The organism is Fibrobacter sp. UWB15, from assembly GCF_900177705.1.
Classification (GTDB): domain Bacteria; phylum Fibrobacterota; class Fibrobacteria; order Fibrobacterales; family Fibrobacteraceae; genus Fibrobacter.
The window spans coordinates 857838-874254 of the sequence record NZ_FXBA01000001.1; the positions used below are offsets into that span (position 1 = coordinate 857838).

At 53.0% G+C, this 16417-nt stretch carries 16 protein-coding genes and 2 tRNA genes; 8 read left to right on the top strand and 10 right to left on the bottom strand.

Annotated elements, in window-relative coordinates; all coding sequences use genetic code 11:
* Positions 1–6: 6 nt before the first annotated feature.
* The 3 genes from ligA to B9Y58_RS03500 form a co-directional block, all read right to left on the bottom strand.
* A complete protein-coding gene (gene ligA / locus B9Y58_RS03490) occupies positions 7–2178 on the bottom strand; it encodes an NAD-dependent DNA ligase LigA (RefSeq protein ID WP_073054255.1) in 2172 nt (723 codons plus the stop codon).
* 95 nt (positions 2179–2273) lie between these two features.
* Positions 2274–2837, bottom strand: coding sequence for a manganese efflux pump MntP (locus B9Y58_RS03495; protein WP_073054257.1), 564 nt, complete (start codon positions 2835–2837; stop codon positions 2274–2276).
* A gap of 1 nt (position 2838) precedes the next feature.
* Positions 2839–3636 (bottom strand): hypothetical protein, encoded by a 798-nt coding sequence (locus B9Y58_RS03500; RefSeq protein ID WP_073054259.1) that lies wholly within the window; start codon positions 3634–3636, stop codon positions 2839–2841.
* 42 nt (positions 3637–3678) lie between these two features.
* On the opposite strand from B9Y58_RS03500, the gene B9Y58_RS03505 reads away from it, so the two are divergent.
* The 5 genes from B9Y58_RS03505 to B9Y58_RS03525 are packed head-to-tail and all read left to right on the top strand — an operon-like array spanning position 3679 to position 7819.
* Positions 3679–4089, top strand: coding sequence for a hypothetical protein (locus tag B9Y58_RS03505; RefSeq protein ID WP_073054261.1), 411 nt, complete (start codon positions 3679–3681; stop codon positions 4087–4089).
* A 32-nt stretch (positions 4090–4121) separates the two neighbouring features.
* Complete coding sequence (locus B9Y58_RS03510; RefSeq protein ID WP_143154641.1) at positions 4122–4673, top strand: cytochrome c3 family protein; 552 nt, start codon at positions 4122–4124, stop codon at positions 4671–4673.
* Positions 4674–4695: 22 nt separating this feature from the next.
* Complete coding sequence (locus B9Y58_RS03515; RefSeq protein ID WP_158278310.1) at positions 4696–5583, top strand: 4Fe-4S dicluster domain-containing protein; 888 nt, start codon at positions 4696–4698, stop codon at positions 5581–5583.
* Positions 5583–7373 carry an NrfD/PsrC family molybdoenzyme membrane anchor subunit gene (gene nrfD / locus B9Y58_RS03520; RefSeq protein WP_073054265.1) on the top strand — a complete coding sequence of 597 codons (1791 nt, stop codon included), beginning with the start codon at positions 5583–5585 and terminating at the stop codon, positions 7371–7373. The genes B9Y58_RS03515 and nrfD overlap by 1 nt, the downstream gene beginning before the upstream one ends.
* Positions 7373–7819 carry a hypothetical protein gene (locus B9Y58_RS03525; protein WP_073054267.1) on the top strand — a complete coding sequence of 149 codons (447 nt, stop codon included), beginning with the start codon at positions 7373–7375 and terminating at the stop codon, positions 7817–7819. Before nrfD ends, B9Y58_RS03525 begins: the two co-directional genes overlap by 1 nt.
* Positions 7820–7862: 43 nt before the next feature.
* On the opposite strand, the gene B9Y58_RS03530 is transcribed toward B9Y58_RS03525, so the two are convergent.
* Positions 7863–8612 carry a hypothetical protein gene (locus tag B9Y58_RS03530; protein WP_073054270.1) on the bottom strand — a complete coding sequence of 250 codons (750 nt, stop codon included), beginning with the start codon at positions 8610–8612 and terminating at the stop codon, positions 7863–7865.
* 12 nt (positions 8613–8624) lie between these two features.
* The gene (locus B9Y58_RS03535; RefSeq protein WP_073054271.1) at positions 8625–9635 is read right to left on the bottom strand and encodes a PorV/PorQ family protein; all 1011 of its coding nucleotides are present in this window, start codon (positions 9633–9635) and stop codon (positions 8625–8627) included.
* 126 nt (positions 9636–9761) lie between these two features.
* Between B9Y58_RS03535 and B9Y58_RS03540 the strand changes: the two genes are divergently transcribed.
* Positions 9762–9834 (top strand) — tRNA-Lys (locus B9Y58_RS03540).
* An 88-nt stretch (positions 9835–9922) separates the two neighbouring features.
* Positions 9923–9996: transfer RNA gene (locus B9Y58_RS03545), tRNA-Pro, on the top strand.
* 390 nt (positions 9997–10386) lie between these two features.
* On the opposite strand, the gene trmFO is transcribed toward B9Y58_RS03545, so the two are convergent.
* The 4 genes from trmFO to B9Y58_RS03565 are packed head-to-tail and all read right to left on the bottom strand — an operon-like array spanning position 10387 to position 14129.
* Positions 10387–11718: a methylenetetrahydrofolate--tRNA-(uracil(54)-C(5))-methyltransferase (FADH(2)-oxidizing) TrmFO gene (trmFO, locus tag B9Y58_RS03550; RefSeq protein WP_073054273.1), complete on the bottom strand. Its 1332-nt coding sequence runs from the start codon at positions 11716–11718 to the stop codon at positions 10387–10389.
* On the bottom strand, positions 11718–12173 hold the full coding sequence (locus B9Y58_RS03555; protein WP_073054274.1) for a hypothetical protein: 456 nt from the start codon (positions 12171–12173) through the stop codon (positions 11718–11720). Before B9Y58_RS03555 ends, trmFO begins: the two co-directional genes overlap by 1 nt.
* A 9-nt stretch (positions 12174–12182) precedes the next feature.
* Positions 12183–13235 carry an IMP cyclohydrolase gene (locus tag B9Y58_RS03560; RefSeq protein WP_072978933.1) on the bottom strand — a complete coding sequence of 351 codons (1053 nt, stop codon included), beginning with the start codon at positions 13233–13235 and terminating at the stop codon, positions 12183–12185.
* Positions 13236–13274: 39 nt separating this feature from the next.
* Positions 13275–14129: a NifU family protein gene (locus B9Y58_RS03565; protein WP_233247823.1), complete on the bottom strand. Its 855-nt coding sequence runs from the start codon at positions 14127–14129 to the stop codon at positions 13275–13277.
* Between the two features lie 178 nt (positions 14130–14307).
* Between B9Y58_RS03565 and B9Y58_RS03570 the strand changes: the two genes are divergently transcribed.
* On the top strand, positions 14308–15045 hold the full coding sequence (locus B9Y58_RS03570) for a hypothetical protein (protein WP_073054275.1): 738 nt from the start codon (positions 14308–14310) through the stop codon (positions 15043–15045).
* Positions 15046–15110: 65 nt separating this feature from the next.
* Here B9Y58_RS03570 and glgC read toward each other — a convergent pair whose 3' ends face one another.
* Complete coding sequence (glgC, locus tag B9Y58_RS03575; protein ID WP_073054276.1) at positions 15111–16361, bottom strand: glucose-1-phosphate adenylyltransferase; 1251 nt, start codon at positions 16359–16361, stop codon at positions 15111–15113.
* Positions 16362–16417 lie beyond the last annotated feature (56 nt).

Consider the following 16417-nt stretch of genomic DNA (forward strand, 5'->3'; position numbering starts at 1 on the left):
ATGTGGCTAGAAAAGACTTAATTGTTCGTTCGGGTTTTGAACGTCATTGCGATTCTCGGAACGACTCTGCTGGCTAGATTCGGCGCTTTTTACAGAATCTGTAAGAGATTCGTCGGCACTGGAGGCGATTTGGGCTAGAAGCCAGGCTTCGTCGTGCACGGGAATGCCGAGTTCGTTCGCCTTCGTGAGCTTGGAACCGGCGGCTTCGCCCGCGAGGACCCAGCTGGTCTTCTTGCTTACGGAGCCACTGACCTTGCCGCCGTTTTCTTCGATGAGTTTGCGGGCTTCGTCGCGGTCCATGCTCGGGAGCGTTCCGGTGATGACGGCGGTTTGTCCCTGGAACAGCGTCTTCACGACGCCCTTGAATTCGGTGGGGCACCCGAGTTCAATCAACTCGTCAATTTCCTGCGTGTAGCGCTCGGTGTGGAAGAAGTCGTAGACGGATTTTCCGATGCGTTCGCCGACGTCGGTGACGTTTTGCAAGTCTTCGACAGTGGCGGTACGGATGGCTTCGAGCGTGCGGAAGTGCTTCGCGAGATTCCTGGCGCTGGTGCGGCCCACGAATCGAATTCCGAGGCCGTGCAACAGGTTCTCGAGGCTACGTTCCTTCGATGCGGCAATGGCGTCGAAGACGTTTTTGGCGCTCTTCTTGGCCATGCGCTCTTGCGATTCGAGGTCTTCGAGCGTGAGGCGGTACAGGTCCGGAATGCGCTTGATTTTGCCCGTGGCAATCAGGCTTGCGATAAGGGCAGGGCCCAAGTTTTCGATGTTCATGGCCTCGCGGCTCACGAAATGCTCGAATAGACATTGCACCTGCGCCGGGCAGTGCATGTTTTCGCAGCGCAAAATCACTTCGTCGTCGATGTGGGTGAGCGGTTCGCCGCATACGGGGCATTTTTCGGGGGCGGTCACGGGGACGGCCCCTGCCGGGCGGAGTTCCTTCTTGACATCGGTAATCTTCGGGATGATTTCGCCGCCCTTCTCGACGCCGACGGTGTCGCCGTAATGCAGGTCCAGGCGCGAGACTTCGTCGAAGTTGTGGAGGGTGGCGCGCTTGACGGTGGTGCCCGCAAGGCGCACGGGGGCAAGGTTTGCCACGGGCGTCACGGCCCCGGTGCGCCCCACCTGGAATTCAACAGAAAGGAGCGGTGTGTAGGCGCGCTCGGCCTTGAACTTGTAGGCGATGGCCCAACGCGGGCTCTTGCTCGTGGTGCCGAGGGCGCGCTGCATGGCAAGGTCGTTCAGCTTTACGACCATGCCGTCGATTTCGAAGGGGAGGCTGTCGCGGCTCGCGCCAATCTGCTCCGAAATCTTCATGATTTCATCGGTGGTATCGGCTGTCCAGTAGTCGTTCGTGTGGAACCCGAGGCGCTTGAGCTGTAGCAGGTTTTCTTCGTGTGTCTTGTTGTTGCTCTGCGGAATGTGGTAAGCGAAGAATCGCATCGGGCGAGTCTTGCATTCGGCTACGCTCTTGAGCTTGAGCGAACCCGAGACGGTATTGCGCGGGTTCTGGAAAATTTTCTTGCCTTCTAGAATGAACTGCTCGTTCAGGCGTTCGAAGGCTTCGCGTTCCATGTACACTTCGCCGCGTACCTCGAATGTGCCCTGCGGGATTTCGCTCGGGTCAATTTTCAACTTCTTCGCGTCAAAGTATTCGGGAATGTCCGCAATCGTGAGCGCGTTCAGGGTCACGTCGTCGCCCTGGGTTCCGTCGCCGCGGGTGGCCGCCTGCTTCAAACGTCCATTCTCGTACACAATCGAAAGCGAAACGCCATCGATTTTCCGCTCGCAGATCCAGGTATGAGGTATGAGGTCGCGATCTTCGGTCGCTTTGGGGTTTGAGGTTTGGGGTTCAAGGGCTGAAATTCCGTCCTCGGCGGCTTTCACGAACTCCGCCATCTCTTCGGCGCTGTACACGTTCGCGATACTGAGCATCGGAACCGCATGTGCGACTTTCGCAAAGTCATTCGTCAGGTCACTGCCGACCCGCTGCGTCAGGGAATCCTTGCCGCGCAGCTCCGGGTACTTGGCTTCGAGAGTTTCCATCTCCTTGAGCCCGAAGTCGAAATCCTGGTCGCTCATGGGGGAGATGCCATCCTTGTAATAAAGGCGGCTCGCTTCTTCTAGCTGTTTCTTTAGCTCAAAATACCGGGTGCGGTCAATGTCTTTCTGGTCCATACCTGCTAATATAGAAAGAGTTTAAGGTAGTGAGGTGTGGGCTCGTGCCTGCGGCACTTTGAGGTATGGGCTATATTATCGGCGTGCCGAAGGCGTTATACAAACATTTTGATTCCGATTGAAATCAAAATAATTCCTGCGATGATTTCGGGAATCTTTGTCTTGAATCGTTTGGCGGCGTGACGGCCGATTTCGTACCCGAGGACGCCCATGATAAAGCTTGCGCATGCGATGGCGCTGGTGGCAAGAACCATGTTCGCGTTCAGAAATGCAAACGAAATCCCGACAGCAAATGCGTCAATACTTGTCGCGACCGAAAGCAACAGGATGTTTGCAATCGTCAAGTTCTTCGCGGCAATCTGTTCGCCTTCTTCTTCGCCCGCATCACCACGGACGGCTCCCCAAATCATGCGCCCGCCCAGAATGCAAAGGATGGTGCAGGCGACGGGAGTGCCGACGGAATTGAACCAGCGCTCGGCGAAACTCCCGAGGAAATACCCGAGCAGCGTCATGCCACCCTGGAATACTCCGAAGCTAACCGCCTGGAGCATGGCGCGGCTATACTTGATTCCTTTTTTAGAAAGCCCCGTGGCAATCGCGACCGCGAAGCAATCCATCGCCTCTACAATCGCGATAATAATGATTTCAATAATGCCCATTTTACTTACTGAATTTATACCTACCCAGCAAATCGAAGTACCTAGCCTTCGGCGAAATCTTTACCGTCGGACGCTGCTTGCGGATGGCGGTGGTGCTTGGGTTGACAAAGAAGAATTCTCGCAGATAGTATCCCGTAGATGATTCTTCTAGAAATTTTAGCATATAACCGTTATCTGTATTGATTATCTCTATGGTCTCATATAGTTCTGGCTTGTCGTCTTCCATTCTGTATTCGTAGCATTTTAATTCATTTGTGGAATCGCCAACCGTAAAAAATATTTCGGGTCTAGAATTTTCAGAATCATAATCAAAAACATTTTTTTTGAATAAAGTATCGTTTGAGAAAAAAAGTTCTTGAAAGGAATGGTCTTGTTCATCCAATGTGGATATATACGAGTCCGTTATTTTTACTATAGTGGAACTTTCAAATTCTCCATCGGAATAAATTTTCTCTTTAAGTACGATTGTATCACCCGAAGCTTCTTGAAAAAAGACAAGTTCTGAACCTTTGCCAGAAAGTTTTGTTTCATCAATATTCCAATAGTAATGAGTAATTCTGAGGCTTTCTCCATCCATAGGGTCCATAACTAAGCTATCAGGTTTCCCGTTGGTATAATACCGTTTATGGGACCAGGGATTTTCTTTATAATAGTTTTCCATGAAATAAGATGAGTCGTGATAGGCTTCACCTTTTTTGATATCCAATGATCCCTTGTAAAGTTTTAACACCGCTTCGGTACATGTATTCGCTGCGGCAAACCCCGCTAAAAGAAGTAGGCAAAAAAGTATTTTTTTCATTTGTGTCTCCTATGTGTAAAAATAAAAACATATATTTGACACGTGGGACTCTCGCTCCTGAAGGATGGTGTTTTAGTGAAATTGCGCGTCGCAGCATTTGTATTTGGAGTGGCATGTACGCTTTTTGCGGTAGATGCAGTCTCGAATTTGTCTGTGCTTCCGCCGGTTACGCCTGAACTTAAAAAGCAAGCCCAGGAATACTATAACTACGAATGTAAGGCCTGCCACCGCTGGGCGCGCAAGTTTGCTGCCCCTCCGATGCACGACAATGTGGAGCATTATGCCGAAAATCCGGAAGGCATGGTGCGCTACCTGATGCACCCGACTCCGCAACACCCCGAAGAATGGCCGGCCATGGAAATCACTCCGCTTACCGAAGAACAGGCGAAAATGATGACGGCGTGGCTCCTGTACATTCTCAAGAATCCGGATGATCCGGGAAGGCCGAAGTAGGTGTGAGCGATGAGGTCGCTACGCTCTGAGCTATGAGAAGAGAGAAGGAAAAGAAATCAAGGTTATTTAAGTGGGCGGCAGTTTGTTTTGCCGTCGTATTCTCTTTCTTCTTGGCGGATTTCTTGATGGGGGAGTCGCGCGTTCCTGAACATGCTCCGGGCCCGATCCCTTTTGACCACGCGTTGCACGGCGATTCCATCGGTTTGGATTGCGCCGCCTGCCATACGGGCGCTCGCGCCTCGGCGAATGCCTACATGCCCTCCAAGGCGGACTGCATGGATTGCCACAGGCTCCCGCTGACAGAAAATCCCGGAATCGAAACGTTGGATTCCGTCTTGGCAAAGGCCGATGACCGCCCCTGGTCGCACAAGCGGATTTTGCCGGAACATGTGGTGTTCCATCACGGCGTGCATGCGGCTGCAGGCGTTGCTTGCAGCGACTGCCATGGTTCAAACCATATGCAAAACCGCTACGGCGGCGAAAAATTCGACATGCAGAGTTGTTTAAAGTGCCATCGCGGCGAAACTTTCAAAGAAAAAGGCTTTAAACCGGCGGCCACGTACTGCGCCGCTTGCCATCGCTAGCGCGGTAAGGTATCTTATGGGAATGGATCGTCGCGAATTCATCAAGAGTTGCTCGCTGGTGGCTGTCATGGGGCTCCTTTTCGGTTGCCGTAAGTCGGCGGTCCTCGGCGATATCGCGTCGCAGCTCTCGGTGCCCGAACTCAAGCGCTTTGAAGACGAAGTCCGCCTCGCCATGTCGCAGGCGAAAAAATCCCTCGACCTCGAGAAAGTCCCGACTCCGGGTGCCCTCAAGATTCCGGGAGCCTCGACTCTCAACCGTTTCGGCATGGCGATCGATTTGGATGCTTGCGATGGTTGTGGCAAGTGCATCCTGGCCTGTAACCTTGAAAACAACGTGCCGCTCGTTCCCGAAGAAGATGCCGCTCGCGGGCGTTTTATGCACTGGGTCGACATGCGCGGCGGCGCCCCCTTCATGTGCGCGCACTGCGGGAATGCCCCGTGTGAACGCGTATGCCCGACGGGGGCCGCCAATCACACGCCCGATGGCCTGAGCGCTATGATGTACAAGCGCTGCACCGGAAGCCGTTTCTGCGGCGCGAATTGCCCCGTTCAGGCCCGCAAGTTCAATTTCAACGACGCCCAAAAACTCGGGCTAGCCCGCCAGTTCAATCGCGAAGTTCCGCTCCGCGACAAGGGCGTTATGGAAAAATGCAGCCTTTGCCTGCACCGCCTGCAGAACGACCGCCTTGAATTCAAGACCTCGCTCACCGTGGGCACCGATGCCGAATGGCGTGGCCGCGGCGTCAAAACAGCCTGCGCCGAAGCTTGCCCCAAGAACGCCATCGTCTTTGGAAACTGGCTCGATGACAAGTCGCCGCTTGTCCAGCTCACCAAGAACCGTGTGCTGTATGCGCCGCGAGAACTTGCCGCACTCGATCCTTCCGTGGTATTTATGCGGGGGAGGCGTTAATGTTTCGCTACTTGATGATTCTAGGGCTAACGCTTTTTTTGCCGGGGCTTTACGCTCTGGGTTACTCCGTTTATCAGGGGCCTTCGGCTTGGATGGTGGATTCCCAGACCTTCTGGGGAACGCCCATTAGCCTGTTTGTTTTCTGGATTGGGCTTGCCCATGCCGGCACGCTGTTGTCGGCGATATTCCTTGCGCTTGATATCAAACTGGACCGTCGCACGGCCTTGATTGCAGAACTTTCGACACTCGTAAGCCTTGTGTTTGCAGGAATTTTCCCGCTGATGCACTTGGGCGTTATCGATAACTTTTACATGGTGGCCCCCTTCCTCGATGCCCGCGGCAATTTCGCGAATGTGCGTTCGCCCCTGGTTTGGGACTTCTGCTGCATTGCCGTGTATGCGCTTCTGTCGCTCTTGTTCTTTGGAGTGCATTTAAAGTCCCGCGAAATTCCGGCTCTCGATAAATACCGTAAGCCCTTGGCGTGGCTCCTGTTCCCGTTGGTGCTTTGGGTACATACGATAGTGAGCCTGGATTTTGCAACCACGTTTGTGCCGGAGTGGCGTGGCGCATTCTTTCCGGTCTACTTTATCGCGGGGGCAATTCTTTCGGGCCTTGCGCTTGTGAACCTTTTGATTTGCGCCGAAGGCTACCGAGTGCGTCTTTTGGAACGCTTGCAACTCATTTGTACCTGGATTCTTTGCGCCATCTGGATTTGGGATCTCATTCTTAAAGGATATTTCTGCACTTCGGCGTTTATCTTTGCCGGAGTCCTTCCGCAGCTCCGAATGGTGTCGGTGATTCGCGAACACCGTCTTGGCCGAATCTTTTTCTCGGTCTCGATTCTCGTCGGCCTGTTCCTGGAACGCTACTATCTCGTTTCGCCCACGGCGGCCTCGGCAACTTTTGGACGGATTGACTTGGGCCTTGTCGCCTTCTCGGTGGGCGGTTTCATGCTGCTGTTTTTTGGAATTCGTCGCTACTTGAACAGGAAAATGGAAGGAGCAGGCTCCTATTTTGGCGAAGTCGACGGCACCGATCTGGCCGAAGCCGAACAAGAAGAATTCGAAAAAGAAAACTTCACGGGCGTGCGCGGCATCCAGAAACTCAGAAAGGGCTTTTACATGCAGCCCTGGTCTTCCGAAGAATACCGCATCCTGCGATTCCCCTTGCTGGTGGGCTTTGCCGCGGCTGTTCTCTTCTCTGTGTGGGTGTGGGGCCAGAGCGTGTTTGCGAATGTCGATCTTTCGATTGCGAACGTGGTTCCGCTCCTGTATCCGATTGTTGCGGTCGTGACAGCCTTTACGCTGTGTGTTCGCGCTTACTTTGTTGAAAAATCCTTCGACATGACTCGCCGTGAAAAAACTCTGTGCGTAGTTTTGCTCGTTTTGGCGGCAGCTTGCCTTGGGGCGTTCTTTGCGGGTGGTTCTTCTGAAAAAACATCGAATGTACTTGATTCACAACCGATAGGTGTCGATACTCCGGTTTCTCAAAATCATGTCCGTTTGCTATGGAATGCCCGCTGCGCCACGTGCCACGGGGTTGACGGCCGCCTCAACGAAAAATTTGTGCGCGAATTTTACCCTGTGCCGCAAAAACTGAGTGTGCAGCGAATCGATAGTCTTGGCGTCGATTCTCTTGTCAAGGTGATTCTGAACGGTCGCAACAACATGAATGCCTATGCGGGCCGCTTGACGTCAGAAGAAGCGCTTGGGCTAGTGAATTACATGCGCGTGCTTGCCGAAACGCTTGCCGAAAACGCCGTACCCGAATCGGTAAAGGAGGATCAGTAATGACTCCTCTTGCCAATTCGCTCTCTTGCCTCATCGCTCTCGGTTGCGCCTCGTTCCTGTGGCGCAAGGGCTCGTCGCCATACCGCAATGGAGGCCTGCTTGCCGGCTTCTTGGTCCTGTTCGGAGTGTTCTGCTATTTTGCCGGCGACATCAACGACCCGACTCTGGAACATTACCCGTTCCGCATGTTGGCCCTCTGCCTTTGCCTTTCGACCACCTCCCTTCCGCTTTACCGCAGGCGTTATCTGGTGCTTGCGCAATCGCTTTGGTGCTGGATTGAACTCTTTGGTGGCATCGCCCTTTATTACCGCGGAATCGACATCGCCTGGACCCGAATTGCGGCCCTACTCTGCATGACCCTTTGCAGCACGTTCCTTTCTAAAATTTCAAAGGAAATGGAATTCTGCTTGATGGTCTTCTGGCTTGCCGTCTGGGTGTTCTTTTAGTAGACAGTAGGAAGTTGTCTGTAATTAGGATGCGGGATTCGTTTTACAGTGAAATTTCCTTGAGGTATTTCGCGGTCAGTTTTGACAGCGAAGTGGCCTTGTCGCGCTTGAACTGCCGGCGTTTTTTACCTTTGTCGAGCCCCAAGAATTTTGGGAGCATGGTCAGATGGCGGAACGTGAAGGCCGATAGCAGGCCAATGGGGAGGCTTTTGTAATAGATTTCCCACAGCGGAGCGATAGCCTGCTTTTCGTGTAAGAATCGCCTTGTCAAAAGTCCGGCGTAATTGCCTTCGTTTAGTGAGGCTACCAGGTACGGCACGCTAAACATTTTACCGCCGGCGTGTGCCATGCGGAGCGTGTAATCCAACAGTCTGAATTCGGGCGGCAGGTCCAAATCGAACAGCCCGGTGCGCTGGATAATCCGGCTCGAAAACACAGCAATCATCGGGCTTGGAGCCGCGACAAATCGCATCTTCTCGTTTTCAGAAATCGGGGCGAAACCCTTCGCGCCGTTCAAGAGCAAACCGCCGTAAAAGTGACTTTCAAACTTAACCCTCGGCGCGAAGGCGTCCACCATCGGGAATCCTTCGATGCATTCGGCCAAACTATTCAGAAAGTCGCGGTCAATTTTCACGGCGGGGTTGGCAAAAACCACCCATTCGGCATCAATGCTTTGCAGGGGCTGATTCCAGTCAAGACTGTGAAACCACCCTAGAGCAGGGTCTTCAAAAGGCGGAATCCATTTGTTAGAAGAGGAAGGAGCTTCGAGTACAATGACGTCAAATTGCCGCATCGCGCACCTGAATTAGAAGTTCACGCGAACTCCGAGCCTGTGCTCGTGGCCCATTCCTTCTGCCAGGTACGAGAAGCTGTAATCGAGGGCGAACAAGTCCATGGCGTAGCCAAGGCCCGCGCTCAACATGTGGGCGTTGTTCGTTTCGTCTGGGCGGTCTTCAGAGGCCATCAGTTCCTTGGCGTCGCGAATCAAGTCGAGCCAGGTGCGCTGAAAGCCCGCGCGAATAAAGAAGTGCTGACCGAAGGCGTATTCGCCACCTAGGCTCAGGAAGGCTTCTTGGTAACGCGGAAAATCGCTATCCACAAAAACCGTGAGGCGGGGGAGTACCGTGGGTCTGAAAAAGCCTGCGATAGCAAAGGTCTGCGACATGGGGTAGTATTCGTTTTCGCCGTCGTCTACGTAGTCGCGTAACAGGCATCCGAAATCGCGGCCCATGAGTGCAAGTCCGTAACGGTTGCTTTGGGACTGCCAGGTGATACCCCAGTCAAAAGCGGCTCCTAGAGCGGTGCGGTCGCCCGATTCATCGGTCAATTTGTCGGCCGCAAACTTAAGTGTTGCGCCGAAGCGAATGTGCTTGAGCGGAAAGGCGATTGTTGCTGTCACCAACTGGCTGAACGGTTCGTAGGATTGACCGGTAGGTTCACCGTATTCGTTATAACCGTCGATATTGCCGTAAGAAAGCCAATTGTACGAAACTTGGTAAATGTACTTGTTGTAGTCACCGGTGTAGTAGATGCTACCCTGGTTGTCGGCCATGTCGCCCGTTTGCCAGTGTGCCGATGCAATATGGTTCTTGCCTTCGGGTAAAATCACTGCGGCGGGGTTCAATTGCGTAACCGTTGGATCGGTAGTTACGCCTGAACCGGCCGATTTTTCGAGAGCGGCATTACGTGGGCTATCAAAGGTATTGATGAACGAAAACACCTCTTGTCCGGCATCGCCTTGAGTGAAATAGGCATGGCTTGCTACGGGAATTACGAGTAGTGCCGAGACCGCTGTCAGAAGGTGTTTGAAATTCATGATTGAAATTTACAAATATTGTTGCAATGCGAGCGGGAAAAACCTCAAAAAAGCGTTAATTTTTACGAATAAATGCAAGATTCGCCTTTACAAAAGGCGAAACGTTTAATATATTTGGGTGCGTTCGGGCTACTAGCTCAGTTGGTAGAGCAACGCCCTTTTAAGGCGTGGGTCGAAGGTTCGAGCCCTTCGTAGCTCAGGAAACCGGTTCTAGATTTTCTAGAATCGGTTTTTCTTTTAAAAAATCCTCCTCAAGCGAATGTTATTTTATTATATTTGCACACACTCGGGGTGTAGCTCAGCCTGGTAGAGCGTCTGCTTTGGGAGCAGAATGTCGTCAGTTCGAATCTGGCTACCCCGATACAAAACGCGACCCCTTCAGGGGGTCGCTTTTTGTATCGTGCTAACGCCAGATCGAACTGACCAGTTCGACTAAAACCATCGAGAGCGAAGCGAACTCAGATGGTTTTAGGCCTTAACTTGAACGAAGTTCAAGTAAGCCCGAAGGGCAAAATACGAAACAAAGTGAGGTTTGCGGCACAAAATTTGCCTATGCACGAACAACGAGAGTGCGTAAGGCGAATTTTGCGCTATGCCGTTAAGGCATAGCCCGTAGGGTTCGCGCCGCTCGGCGAAGCCGAATAGCGGCAAGAACAATCTGGTTACCCCGATATAGAAAAAAACACCCCTTGTGGGTGCTTTTTCTATATCTTAGGTAGCCAGATCAGCTTCACCGAAGGTGAAGCCCTTCTTACACCAATTTCCTATCAGCAATCCATTTCCGCACGGCTTCTTCGGCGCGGGCGGCAAGAATTTCCTTCTTGTTCTTCTTCTTTAAACCTTCGTGGTGGGGGAGCAACCCGAAGTTGAAATTCATCGGCTGGAAGTCTTCGTTTTCTTCCACCAGGCGGTTCATCAAGGAACCGATGCAGCTTTCGTCGGGGAGCGGGTCGGCATGCCCGTGCAAAAGGGTCTGCGCCATGTTCCAGGCGGTGTACCAGCCGGTGGCGACCGCTTCGGTGTAGCCTTCGCTGCCGGTAATTTGCCCCGCAAACCATGTAGGCGGAATGCCCTTGGCGCATTCAAGGTCCGGGCGCAGGCGAAGCGTTTTATCCAGGAACTTGGGCGATTCAATGAAGGTGTTGCGGTGCATGCAGCCGAGGCGTGCAAATTTCGCGTTCTTGAGCGCCGGCACCATGGTGAAGATTTCTTTTTGCGTGCCCCACTTGAGGCGCGTCTGGAAACCCACCATGTTGAACAAAGTCTTCTGCTTGTTTTCGGCGCGGAGCTGGATGACTGCGTACCACAAATGACCGTCGTTTCCAAGCCCAAGCCCTATCGGGCGCATGGGCCCGTGGCGTAACGTTTCGTAGCCACGACGCGCCATTTCTTCGACTGGCAAGCAACCTTCGAACAGTTCGTTCTTTTCGAACGGGCGCGGCTCGGTGCTTTCGGCTTCGCAGAGCTTGCGAACAAATTCTGCGTAGGTTTCTTTGTCCAAGGGGCAGTTGATAAAGTCTGCCGTTTCGCCCTTTTCCCAGCGGTTGCGGTAAAAGGCGTGGTCAAAGTCGATGCTGTCCGTTTCGACAACCGGGGCGATGGCGTCAAAGAAATGCAGGCGGTTGCTGCCGAGGCGCTTGAATATGTCATCGGCGAGCGCATCGCTTGCCAAGGGGCCCGCGGCAACGAGCGTAGGGCAGTCGCCTTCGAGGCTTGTGACTTCTTCGCGGTGGAGTGTAATGTTTGGCGATTCAGCAATTTTACGTTCAACCGATTCGCTGAAGATATCGCGGTTCACGGTGAGCGAGTCGCCTGCGGGCACGGCCGCTTCGCGGGCGGAATCCAGCAAAAAACTCCCGAGCATCGTGAGTTCCTGTTTCAAGAGCCCGTGGGCAGATGTAATGCCCAAAGCCTTAAAGCTGTTGGAACAAACTAATTGCGCGAGGTGTCCGTCCTTGTGGGCGGGAGTATTCTTGACCGGGCGCATTTCATATAGGTCAACCTTAAAACCGCGGCTCGCCAGTTGCAAAGCCGCTTCGCAGCCAGCAAGGCCGCCACCAATTACACGTACGCGTTCGTTCATTAGTTCGCCACCATCTTGCGGTAGCTTTTGGCGTTCCCAATCCAGAGCTTTACGAGCAGTTCCTCGAGCGAGGCCGAAGTCACGTATTCCGGATCGGCGTCCTGGATCTCGTCGGAAATCATGTTCGCCTGGGTCGGGTTAAGCATGCCGTAATAGAGCGCTTCCATGAGCTGCGACAAGAATTCCGGTGACACACGTGCCACGTATTCCATGTCGTTGAGCGGCGGGAGCTGGCTTTTGTCGGGGCTGAACTGGTCCAAGTTGTCCATGGTCCACAGGTCAGCGGCCTTCCCCATATCGGCGGTCATGGCAACACTCTTGATAGCGGAACGGTATTCGTCCCACTCTTTCGCGGTAGTTTTGCCTGCCTTGCGAATTTTTTTCAGGAAGGAAAGGACCGTGTAGTACAGGTCCTTTTCCCGCTGATTGATTTCCTTTTGGGAGGTTGGAACCATAGGCGACCCTTAGTGGCGGAAGTGCCTCATGCCGGTGAATACCATGGCGATGCCGAATTCGTCGCACTTCTCGATAGAGAGGTCGTCCTTCTTGGAACCACCCGGCTGCACGATGTAGCGCACGCCAGCATCGTGGGCGGCTTCGACGTTGTCCGGGAACGGGAAGAAGGCGTCGGAACCCATCACGACTTCGCCGAAGACCTTCTTTTCGAGAGCCTTGAGGCCGGCTTCGTTAATGCACTTGCCGTTTTCGTCGAAGAATGCCTTGGCTTCTTCCATGCGGGCGACGTTGTCGCGAACGCGCGGCTGACAAAGACGGAGGTTAGAGTCGATGCGGTTCGGCTGGCCGGGGCCAAGACCCATCACCTGGAAGTAGCCGGGCTTGTATTCGTAACCCATCACGATGGCGTTAGACTTGGTGTGCTTGGTCACGAGCCAGGTAAAGCGGGCGAGGTCTTCCTTGTTCTTCGGGAACTGGGCCTTGGTCACGCATTCAAACTTTTCGTAGGTGTCCACGTCGCGGTCCTGCACCAGCATGCCGCCAATCACGTGCTTGTACACCTTGCAGTGCGTTGCCTTCTTGATTTCGCCGACTTCGAGGAGGCGAATGTCCTTGGACTTGTTCTTCAGAAATTCGAGAGCGTCGTCGTCGAATGCCGGAGCGAGCAAGATTTCGACAAAGCGACCCTTCAGGAATTCAGCAGTCTTGAGGTCTACCTTGCGGGTCACAGCAATCACGGAACCGAAGGCCGACACCGGGTCACCTGCCCAGGCTGCTTCCATAGCTTCGCGGAGGGATTCACCCGTTGCAAGTCCGCAGGGGTTCATGTGCTTCACGATCACGACGGCATTGCCTTCGCTGAATTCGCGGGCCATTTCGAGGGCTGCGTCAGCGTCCACGATGTTGTTGTAAGAAAGTTCCTTACCCCAGAGTTGCTTGGCGGTAGCGAGGCTTGCTTCGGTGCAGGTCGGGTCGCGGTAGAATACAGCGGACTGGTGGGAATTTTCACCGTAGCGCATCGGCTTCGGGTCAACGAATTTCAAAACGAGTTCTTCGGACATAGAGTTTCCTTTGATGATTTCAAACTTTAATATAAAATTTTAGAAAAGGCTGGGGGGAGGATTGTTGTCGTCCAGTCCAGCCAAATTGCGGTCGGCATCGGACATTTCGTTCGGCGTAAAGTTGTCGAGCGGGTCTTCCGGTTCCACAATCAGGTTGTAGTACACGTTGTTTTTCAGTTCGTCTTCAATGTAGAAGAGCGTTCCGCCCATGGCAGAACCGCAACCGGCACATGCGCCCTGGTAGCGGATTTTCAGGCGGTTATCTTCGGTCAAGTCAAGAATTTCAACGTCGCCGCCATCGCCCTGGAGCATGCCGCGTACGGACTGGTGCAGCCAGGCTTCGATTTTTTCAATCTTCTGAACCTTGGTGAGGGCATTCCATTCGGCGTCCGCTTCGGCGCGGCCTTCGGCGGTTTGCGTGCGGTATTTGATGCGCTCCATCTTTTCGCGCACCAGAATGGCGGTCGCCTTCTTTTCGGGGTACACATCGTAAACGCGCTTGATCAGCGTGTTCATCTGCTTGATTTCTGGAGCAGCGCCTGCAATGGCCGGAACATCCGGCGTGTCGCGGAGTTCGAGTTCCAAGCTTTCGGCGGTAATGGCGCAGGCTTCGTCGATGGTCGCCATCTGAATTTTTTTGCAGAAGGTGTCTGCAAGAGCAGTAAAAATCGGGCCGCCGTAGGTAAAGAACCTGGTTTCCAGAATCTTGTCGCATTCCGGGTCTATCATCAAATAAACTTTAAGGCTAGCCTCTTTGACATCGACCAGGGCGAGGCCTTTTTCGTCGGCTTCAATCTGGAAAATGGCGCCACGGTATTTGGGGGCCTTGGCAATTTCTTGCAATTTTTGGGACATTTCGTTACACGGCGCTTGGCTCAGGTTTTCTTCACTCATGGGCACAAATTTAGAAATTTTGGGCTGTTTTGTGTGAAAAAGCGAAGAATGCAATGTTTTTATAAGTGTGTAAAAATTATTTCAAGACTATTCGAAATATTGTTTAAAATTGTTTAAACAGCGTATTTCTGAGTAAGAAATGCTTATATTGAAGATATCTTTTTCAAGGAGTGACAATATGAATCTAAAAAAGTTGGGCTTTGCAGTAGTTGCTGCATCCATGTTCACTTTCATGGCTTGCGACGATTCCTCTTCGGCTAGTTCCGAAACGCCTACAGGCGGTGAAGATCAGCCGACTCTTTCGAGCGAATCTAATGCCGGTGGAGATGAAGCCCCTGCAAGTTCTTCAAGTGTAGAGAGTTCTACAAAAGAATCGACAGACCCTGCAAAAGAAGGCTCTGAAGGCAAGACAGATGAACCTCCGGCAGCAAGTTCTGCAAGCGAGGAACCCGCAAACGAAGAACCCAATACGGACGCCCCAGTAGATACATCTGCCAATGTTGGCCCAGGTTCGTTTGATTTCGATACTACGGGCTTTACTTTTGATTCCACGGCTTTCGCCGACATGATGAAGTGTGACGAAGAAGGCGCTACCCAGAATATGATGGGTGCTGCCGTGTTAGTTTGCACGGACGGTCAGTGGGTATATGATTCCACAGCGACTGCTGCAGCCAACAAGTGCGACGAAGAAGGTGCCACGAAGACTGAATCCATGGGAATGGGTGACGCCTTTAGCATGGACATGACCTATATCTGCAAGGATGGTCAGTGGGAAATGCAGATGCCCGACTTCGGTGGAATGTTCGGTGGCGACAGCACCGGTGAATTCCCGGGTGGCATGGGCAACTGGGGCGATTCCAGCTTTACGATGCCGGGTGGCGGCGAAATTCCTGAACAAACCCCTGGCTTAAAGTAGTTTTCTCTCCCAAAATACCTAAAAAGCCTCGACTATGTCGGGGCTTTTCTAGTAGAAGTCTTCAATTAAGCCTTAATGATTGTATCCTTCGCGAGCACGACGATGCCGGATTCGGTGACGTGGAAGAGCTTCTTGTCGCGTTCCAGGTCGTAGCCAATCTGGAAGCCGGCCGGAATGTGTAGGCCCTTTTCGATGATAGCTCGGCGGACCTTGGCACCCGGGCCAATCGTCACGTTCGGGAACAGTATCGATTCTTCGACAAGGGCGTCTTTCTGGATAGAAACGCCGGGGGAAAGAATGCTCTTGACAACGGTACCGCCGCCAATGATACAGCCCGAAGACACGATGGAGTCGATGGCTGCACCCTGGTGGGCGTTGCCTTCGCCGGCAAAGAACCTTGCAGGTGGCTGGTTCCAGTTGAACGTACGGATGGGCCAGTAGTTGTTGTAAAGATCAAACGGCGGGTTTTCGGAGCAAAGGTCCATGTTCGCTTCGAAGAAGGCATCGAGCGTACCCACATCGCGCCAGTAACCCTTGGTGCTAGCCTGTTCGCCGCGCACGATGTTGGTGTTGAAGTCGTACACGTAAACGGGGTAGTCCTTGTACAGGCTCGGAATAATGTGCTTGCCGAAGTCGGTAGCGCCGTTTTGAGCACCCTTCAAGAGTTCGCGCACCAAAAACTTGCTCGTAAAGATGTAGTTGCCCATACTGGCCAAACAGTAGCCGGGGTTGCCGGGCATTTCTTTGGGGTTCTTGGGCTTTTCTTCGAAACCGATCATGCGGTTGTCGGCGTCCACTTCGATAATGCCGAATTCGCGTGCTTCGGAGACCGGCACCGGAATGGCGGCGATGGTCAAAAGGGCGGCGCGGCTCAGGTGGAAATCAATCATCTGGTTGATGTCCATCTTGTAAATATGGTCGCCACCGAAGATTGCCACGAGGTCCGGGCGTTCGTCCGTAATCAAGTTGATATTCTGGAAAATGGCGTCGGCAGTGCCCTTGTACCAGTCATCACCGGTGCGCATCTGTGCAGGAACCAGGTCCACGTACTGGTCGAGACTTGCGTTCAGGTTCCAGGCGGCAGAAATGTGCTTGTTCAAGGAATCGCTCTTGAACTGGGTCAAGACCTTGATTTTAAAGATGCCGGAGTTGATGAAGTTGTTCAGCACAAAGTCGATAATGCGGTAAGTTCCGCCAAAATGGACGGCAGGCTTCGCGCGGTCGCGGGTGAGGGGCTGTAAACGGCTGCCTTGACCGCCGGCCATGATCATGCAAAGGATGTTTTTCTGGTGTTCTCTAGAATAAGACCAACTCATATATTAATAACCTTATAATGAGGGCTATAACGCCCTTTTCGTGTATACAAGCCTAA

Excerpts from the sequence above, each read along its gene's own strand:
- ligA (WP_073054255.1), bottom strand. The coding sequence starts at position 2,178 with ATGGACCAGAAAGACATTGACCGCACCCGGTATTTTGAGCTAAAGAAA.
- B9Y58_RS03495 (WP_073054257.1), bottom strand. The coding sequence starts at position 2,837 with ATGGGCATTATTGAAATCATTATTATCGCGATTGTAGAGGCGATGGAT.
- B9Y58_RS03500 (WP_073054259.1), bottom strand. The coding sequence starts at position 3,636 with ATGAAAAAAATACTTTTTTGCCTACTTCTTTTAGCGGGGTTTGCCGCA.
- B9Y58_RS03510 (WP_143154641.1), top strand. The coding sequence starts at position 4,122 with ATGAGAAGAGAGAAGGAAAAGAAATCAAGGTTATTTAAGTGGGCGGCA.
- B9Y58_RS03515 (WP_158278310.1), top strand. The coding sequence starts at position 4,696 with ATGGATCGTCGCGAATTCATCAAGAGTTGCTCGCTGGTGGCTGTCATG.
- nrfD (WP_073054265.1), top strand. The coding sequence starts at position 5,583 with ATGTTTCGCTACTTGATGATTCTAGGGCTAACGCTTTTTTTGCCGGGG.
- B9Y58_RS03525 (WP_073054267.1), top strand. The coding sequence starts at position 7,373 with ATGACTCCTCTTGCCAATTCGCTCTCTTGCCTCATCGCTCTCGGTTGC.
- B9Y58_RS03530 (WP_073054270.1), bottom strand. The coding sequence starts at position 8,612 with ATGCGGCAATTTGACGTCATTGTACTCGAAGCTCCTTCCTCTTCTAAC.
- B9Y58_RS03535 (WP_073054271.1), bottom strand. The coding sequence starts at position 9,635 with ATGAATTTCAAACACCTTCTGACAGCGGTCTCGGCACTACTCGTAATT.
- trmFO (WP_073054273.1), bottom strand. The coding sequence starts at position 11,718 with ATGAACGAACGCGTACGTGTAATTGGTGGCGGCCTTGCTGGCTGCGAA.
- B9Y58_RS03555 (WP_073054274.1), bottom strand. The coding sequence starts at position 12,173 with ATGGTTCCAACCTCCCAAAAGGAAATCAATCAGCGGGAAAAGGACCTG.
- B9Y58_RS03560 (WP_072978933.1), bottom strand. The coding sequence starts at position 13,235 with ATGTCCGAAGAACTCGTTTTGAAATTCGTTGACCCGAAGCCGATGCGC.
- B9Y58_RS03565 (WP_233247823.1), bottom strand. The coding sequence starts at position 14,129 with ATGAGTGAAGAAAACCTGAGCCAAGCGCCGTGTAACGAAATGTCCCAA.
- B9Y58_RS03570 (WP_073054275.1), top strand. The coding sequence starts at position 14,308 with ATGAATCTAAAAAAGTTGGGCTTTGCAGTAGTTGCTGCATCCATGTTC.
- glgC (WP_073054276.1), bottom strand. The coding sequence starts at position 16,361 with ATGAGTTGGTCTTATTCTAGAGAACACCAGAAAAACATCCTTTGCATG.